At 71.6% G+C, this 6,216-nt stretch carries 7 protein-coding genes; 6 read left to right on the top strand and 1 reads right to left on the bottom strand.

Translation table 11 applies throughout. The annotated features are described in order from the left end of the window. The first annotated feature begins 217 nt into the window (after nucleotides 1-217). From G4D87_RS31710 to G4D87_RS31695, 4 genes are all read left to right on the top strand, one after another. Nucleotides 218-628 (top strand): SET domain-containing protein-lysine N-methyltransferase, encoded by a 411-nt coding sequence (locus G4D87_RS31710; RefSeq protein WP_163786433.1) that lies wholly within the window; start codon nucleotides 218-220, stop codon nucleotides 626-628. A gap of 300 nt (nucleotides 629-928) precedes the next feature. After that, complete coding sequence (locus G4D87_RS31705) at nucleotides 929-1,294, top strand: TIGR02266 family protein (RefSeq protein ID WP_240358770.1); 366 nt, start codon at nucleotides 929-931, stop codon at nucleotides 1,292-1,294. A 34-nt stretch (nucleotides 1,295-1,328) separates the two neighbouring features. Continuing rightward, nucleotides 1,329-1,733, top strand: a complete 405-nt coding sequence (locus tag G4D87_RS31700; RefSeq protein WP_163786431.1) for a cytidine deaminase — start codon at nucleotides 1,329-1,331, stop codon at nucleotides 1,731-1,733. Nucleotides 1,734-1,753: 20 nt separating this feature from the next. Next, nucleotides 1,754-3,100, top strand: coding sequence for a 5'-deoxyadenosine deaminase (locus G4D87_RS31695; protein WP_163786430.1), 1,347 nt, complete (start codon nucleotides 1,754-1,756; stop codon nucleotides 3,098-3,100). Between the two features lie 3 nt (nucleotides 3,101-3,103). On the opposite strand, the gene G4D87_RS31690 is transcribed toward G4D87_RS31695, so the two are convergent. Then, the gene (locus tag G4D87_RS31690) at nucleotides 3,104-4,471 is read right to left on the bottom strand and encodes a sensor histidine kinase (protein WP_163786429.1); all 1,368 of its coding nucleotides are present in this window, start codon (nucleotides 4,469-4,471) and stop codon (nucleotides 3,104-3,106) included. Between the two features lie 261 nt (nucleotides 4,472-4,732). Here G4D87_RS31690 and G4D87_RS31685 point away from each other — a divergent pair, with 261 nt between their 5' ends. Together G4D87_RS31685 and G4D87_RS31680 are read left to right on the top strand one after the other, a co-directional pair. Then, on the top strand, nucleotides 4,733-5,470 hold the full coding sequence (locus G4D87_RS31685; protein ID WP_163786428.1) for a PspA/IM30 family protein: 738 nt from the start codon (nucleotides 4,733-4,735) through the stop codon (nucleotides 5,468-5,470). Between the two features lie 10 nt (nucleotides 5,471-5,480). Next, nucleotides 5,481-6,216, top strand: a 736-nt coding sequence (locus G4D87_RS31680) for an ABC transporter substrate-binding protein (RefSeq protein ID WP_371928631.1), incomplete at its 3' end; no start/stop codon positions are given.

Here is a 6,216-nt window from a genome sequence, read left to right as displayed (position 1 = left end):
GGACACGGGTGGGCCGCCGCGCACGCATCGCGCGTTGGAACGAATAGGGGGCGGGCGGGGAGGAACTCTGGCGGCGCACTCTAGTGGCCTGACGCGCCGCCGCCCAGAGGCGGCCCGGACCCGACCCACCACCGGGGGCATGGCCGGCACCTTCTGGCTTCACCCCGCACGGGGAAGGCGCCATCCTTCAGCCCTGAGCCATGCGGGGCGGGAGACCATGAACCAGGGCGCGGCGCTGTACCTCCATCCGGGCGTGAAGGTCCGGCCGTGCGAGTGGGGCTACGGCGTCTTCACCGACGCCTTCATCAAGGCGGGCGCCCTCATCGAGGAATGCCACTACCTCAAGCTGCCGCGCGCCCTCTCCCAGAACCCCCAGCTCCAGGACTACGTCTTCCTGCTCCAGTGGGCCGCGCACGAGGCGCCCCGGGAGGGAGCGTGGGTGGCGCTCGTGCTGGGGTATGGGATGATCTACAACCACGCCCGCGAGCCCAACACGTCCTATCACCGCGAGGCGACCCGGGACGTCTTCTGCTACCACGCCCTGCGGGACATCCACCCCGGCGAGCAGCTCTGCATCAGCTACGGCGAGGACTGGTGGGCGTCCCGGGAGCAGGGCGTCCCGGCCTGAGCGCCCCGCCTGGAAACCCCCGCGCCGGGCCCCCGGTGGGGGCGGGCAATCCGCCAACTGGCCCGGCCTGGAACGGTGGGGCCCCAAATTCCCGGCCTCGCGCGCGGGTGTTCCCTCGTATGATGCCCAGGTGACGAGGCGTTGCGACGAGGCGGGGAGGGCGGTCGGAGGGGTGGACGTCGCCTCGGACGAGACGGCGGCACGCGTCTACGGTATGGGCTCGCGGGCCAGGACCCACGGGGACGTGGGTTTCCAATGCGTGGCGGTGGCGCGAGCATGAGCGGCAGGGAGGTAACGGCGATGGCCGAGAGGAACGACTCGATGAGCGACAAGGCCGAGGACCGACGGGACTCACCCCGGGTCCCCATGCGCCTGAAGGTGCGCCGGGAGGACAGCTCGGGGGACTTCGAGCAGCATGAGGGAGATTTGTCCCTGGGCGGCTGCGCCTGGCAGGGCGCCGGGTGGGAGCAGGGGACGCGCGTGGAGGTCCGCTTCCACCTGCCCATCCTCCCCGATGAGGTGGTGGCGAAGGGCGAGGTGCTCCACGTCGCGCAGGGCGCCAACGGCCCGGCGGCGCGGGTCCGCTTCGTGGACCTGCCGGTGGAGTCTGAGCTGGCCATCGCGCGCCACCTGGATGAAGTGCAGCGCGGCACGGTCCGCTCGTAGCGGACCGCAATCCGGCTTCGTGTAGGAGGGCGTCATGGCGGACGAGGTTCCCTGGGAGCGCCTGTTCGAGGAAGCCGCGCGCGTGCGTGCGCGCGCCCACGTGCCCTATTCACGGTTCCCCGTGGGGGCCGCCGTCCTCTACGCGGACGGCGCCGTGGTGGCCGGCTGCAACGTGGAGAACGCCACCTACGGGCTCACCGTCTGCGCGGAGCGCAATGCCTTCGCCGCGGGCGTGGCCCAGGGGCACACCCAGCCGGTGGCCGTGGCCATCGTCGTGGACACCCCCGAGCCCTGTCCTCCGTGCGGCATGTGCCGCCAGGTCATGGCCGAGTTTGGCGGGCAGGACCTGCCCGTGCGCAGCCGGACGCCGAAGGGCGACGAGGCGCGCTACACCCTGGGAGGGCTGCTGCCGCATGCCTTCACCAAAGACTTCCTCTAAAGAGAGAGCCTGAGCACGCCGTGGATTTGCTCCTGACTGGTGGCACGGTTGTAACGATGAACCGCGAGCGCGAGGTGCTCGTGGATGCGGACGTCCTCGTCCAGGATGGACGCATCGCCAAGGTGGGCCGGGGCCTCAAGCCCCGCGGCACCCGGCGGGTGGTGGACGTGACGGGCAAGGTGGTGCTGCCGGGCCTCATCCACGGCCACCTCCACGCCTGTCAGACGCTCTTCCGCGGGCGCGCGGACGGGCTGGAGCTGCTGGACTGGCTCCGCGAGCGCATCTGGCCCTTCGAGGCCGCGCACGACGCCGCGTCCATGCGGGCCTCCGCGGACCTGACGTTCGCGGAGCTCATCCGCTCGGGCGCCACGGCGGCGCTCGACATGGGCAGCGTGTACCACTACGACGCCGTCTTCGAGTCAGCGCGGGACTCCGGCTTCCGGCTGGTGGGCGGCAAGGCGATGATGGACGCGGGCGCGGGCGTGCCCGCGGGCCTGCGCGAGAGCACCGAGGCGTCGCTGCGGGAGAGCCTGGCGCTGAAGGAGCGCTGGCACGGCACGCACGACGGCCGGCTGCGCTACGCCTTCGCCCCGCGCTTCGTGCTGTCCTGCACCCCGGAGCTGCTGCGCGAGGTGGCGCGGCTGGCCCGGGAGCACGGGCTGCGCATCCACACCCACGCCAGTGAGAACGCGAAGGAGACGGACGCGGTCCGCCAGTACACCGGCGGCGAGGACAACGTGGCCTTCTTCCACACGGTGGGGATGTCCGGCCCGCACGTGACGATGGCCCACTGCGTGTGGCTGTCCCAGGAGGAGCAGGACCTCCTGCGCGACACCCGCACGGTGGTGTGCCACTGCCCCGGCTCCAACCTCAAGCTGGCGTCGGGCATCGCCAAGGTGCCGGAGCTGCTGGAGGCCGGCGTGGCGGTGGCGCTGGGCGCGGACGGCGCGCCCTGCAACAACGCGCTCGACATCTTCTACGAGATGAAGCTCGCCGCGGTGATGCACAACCCGCGCGTGGGGCCGTGCGCGATGACGCCCATGCGCGTGCTGGAGATGGCCACGCTGCACGGCGCCCGGGCGCTGGGCCTGGAGGACGAGGTGGGCTCGCTGGAGCCCGGCAAGCGCGCCGACATCACCGTGGTGGACGTCAGCGGCCTGCACGCGGGCCCCACGCCCGAGGACGTGCTGGTGCCGCTGGTGCACTCCGCGCGGGGCAGCGACGTGGCGCACGTCTTCATCGACGGTCAGCCGGTGCTGCGCGACGGGGTGCTCACCACGCTGGACGCCGCCTCGGTCCTGGCGAACGCGAACGCGCAGGTGGCGCGCATCCTCAAGCGCCGCCAGAAGAAGGCGCGCAGCGGCTGAGGCTCAGGCCGGCAGCCGCAGCACGAAGGACGTGGACCAACCGGGCACGTCCTCCACCGCCAGCCGCCCGCCGTGGGCCTCCGCGGCGAGCCGGCAGAAGTAGAGCCCCAGGCCGTAACCCCGGCGGCTGTCCCGCTCCGCGTCGGCCTGCCCGTACTTGTCGAAGATGCGCCCGCGCGCCTCTTCGGAGATGGGCGGGCCGTCGTTGCGCACCGCGAGCCAGCGGCCGGCCTCATCCGCGCCGGCCTCCAGGCGCACCCGCCCGCCCGACGGGGCGTAGCGCAGGGCGTTGGTGGTGAGGTTCTCCAGGACGCGGACCAGCAGGTCGGCGTCGCCCACCAGCTCCAGGCGCGCGGGGACCTCCGCGTCCAGGGTGAGCTTGCGCGCGCGCGCCACGCCCTCCAGGGAGCGGCGCACGTCCTCCACGATGCGCGTGGCCGGGAAGGTGGTCCGCTGCGGCTCCAGCCGGCCTTCCTCCAGGCGGGGCACGTCCATGAGGTCGGAGATCATCCGGTCCAGCCGCGCGGTGACGGCCAGTCCCGTGCGGACCGTCTCACCCAGGCCGCCCTGCCGGGGCACCTCCTGCTCCATCCACGACAAGGACAGCGTCAGCGCCGACAGGGGCGAGCGCAGGTCATGGACCAGGAACTCGGTCAGCTGCTCCTTGTCCCGTTGCAGTCGCTGCAGCTCGGCGTTCTGGGCCTGGGCATCCGCGAGCATGCGCTCAATCGTGCGGCGCGCCTCCTCCACTTCCTGGAAGCGGCGGGCCTCCAGCGCCCGGTCCACTTCCAGGCGGGAGAGCGTCACCGCCAGGCCGCGCAGCCGCCCGGTGCCGTAGTGGCTCACCACGGCCACCAGCACCAGCGCCACCACGGCGATGGCCACCGCGCCCCAGCCCACGTCCGCCTGCCGCATGAGCGTCGCCTGGGCCACGGCGGACAGCAGCGCGGTGCCGTAGACGACGGTGCCGCGCATGCCCAGCCCGCTCAGGGCGACGACGAGCGCGAACAGGCCCAGGCTGAAGCCCGCGACGCCCGCTGGGAAGGGCGAGACGGGCAGGGCGGTGGACTGGAGCCAGTACACGAGCCCCACGTCCACCAGGGACTGCACCGCGCCCAGGCCCCGGGCCACGCGCCGCTGGCGGAGCATGAACAGCACGCCGGCGACCGAGGCGTAGAGCCCCAGCGCGGGTGGGTACACGCCCCAGTCCCGGCCTCCGGCCAGCCACAGCGTGGTGCTGATGGTCAGGAAGAGGGCGGCGCCGGCGAGCCGCACCGCCGCGCCCGCGCCGACGACGCTCCGCCGCTGGGCGTCCATGGCCCGGGACATCGTCTCTTCGAGCGGGCCGGGCACGGGAGGCGGAGACGTCACGAGGCGTGGGTTTTCCCCGCTTCCTTCGTTGCTTGCAAGCCCTGCCACCTATCGTGCGGAAGCGGACGGATGGGCGAACGGAACGCGGGCGGGCCCCATTTTCCGGCGTGGAACCGTCACGTCACGCTTTTGTCTCCGCCGCAATCGCTTTAGGTAGAGGCGCGTAGGGACAGAGAAGACATTGGGACTGTGTCTGCTTGCTCGCCTTGGCAATCGTGTAAGGTGGCTGCAAGTAGGTCTGGACGGAGGTAGACGGCCGATATGTGGCAGCGATTCAAGAGAGCAATGCGTAGCTTCGCCGGGTTCTTCGTCTCCTCCATCGAGGACCCGGAGTTGATTCTCGAGCAGAACGTCCGAGACCTGAACGACCAGGTCCCGAAGATGAACGAGTCCATCGCCATGGTCCGGGCGAACGTGACGCTGCTGGAGAAAGAGAACGCCAAGTACCAGGAGGACGTGCGCTCGCTGACCGCCAAGGTGAAGGCCGGCATCCAGGCGGGCCGTGACGACCTGGCCGCGCAGTACGCCTCCAAGCTCCAGATGGAGCGGGACGCGCTGGCCCGCAACGAGCAGCAGCTGTCCACCGCGCGCCAGGCCTACGAGAAGGCCCTGTCGGTGAAGAAGGCGTTCATGCGCGAGAAGGAGCGCAAGACGCAGGAGGCCATGAACGCCATCCGCGAGGCGCGCCGCGCCAAGTGGCAGGCCAAGGTGGCCGACACGATGGAGTCCTTCACCGTGGCGGGCATCGACTCGACCCACGATGAGATGCTGCGCAAGGTGCAGGAGAAGTCCGCCATCAACGAGGCCCGCATGCAGATGGCCCTCGAGTCGGTGGACCACACCGCGGCGAACATCGAGGAAGAGGCCGAGAAGATTCAGGCCGACGAGCTGGTGAAGCAGTTCAAGATGGAGATGGGGCTCGTCAGCAGCCCGGCGCCGGTGTCCGAGGTGGGCAGCGGTCCGGAGAAGACCATCGGCAAGAAGGTCGGCGTCGAGTAGTCCGTCTTGAATGAAGCTCCACCGCGGTCCAGGTCTCATCCTCTTCCTGTTCCTCTGTGTGCTCGGCGCGAGCTACGCGCTCGCGTCGCGCATGGGGTACCTGGACCGCTTGCAGGAGCGGTACTTCCCGTCCACGCGTGAGGCGGTCCGCCTGTCGCCGGGAGACTTCCCGGCCGGCGTGGCGGCCCCGGTGGCGGACGTGGCCTCCGTGCCCCTGAGGCCGGTGCTCATCGGCTTCAGCCCGCGCGGTGCCTCCGCGGGCCTGCTGGTGGCGGCGGGCGGGGCGACGACGCTGGACAACCCGGTGCCTCCGCCCGGTGCGGCGCAGGGGCTGCTGAAGACGGCCTATGCGCTGGACGCGCGGGCGGTGCTCTTCGCCAAGGAAGACGACCTGCGGCACGCGCTGGCCATTGGCGCGGAGAACGGCGGCGTGGACATGGCCACCCTGTCCGTGGACCGGCTGGCCGCGTGGGCGCCGTCGCTGCGGGACGCGGCGCCCCGCACGCTGATGCTGGTGGGGCGCAGCCGGGGGCAGGAGGCCCTGGCCGCGGTGGGCGTGCCGGACCTCGCCTCCCTGCGTGGCAAGCGCCTGGGCGTGTATTCGTATGGCTCGTCGCACTACTTCGCGCTGTGGCTGCTGTCGCGCGCGGGGCTGCGCATCACGGACGTGCGCTGGGTGGACCTGCCCACCACCTTGGACGCGGGCCGGGCGCTGCGAGAGGGCCGGGCGGACGCGGTGGTGGGGC

It is taken from the genome of Myxococcus vastator, assembly GCF_010894475.1.
GTDB lineage: Bacteria > Myxococcota > Myxococcia > Myxococcales > Myxococcaceae > Myxococcus > Myxococcus vastator.
Note: the sequence above shows the minus strand (reverse complement) of the source record. Positions and strands in the feature narration are given on the sequence as shown.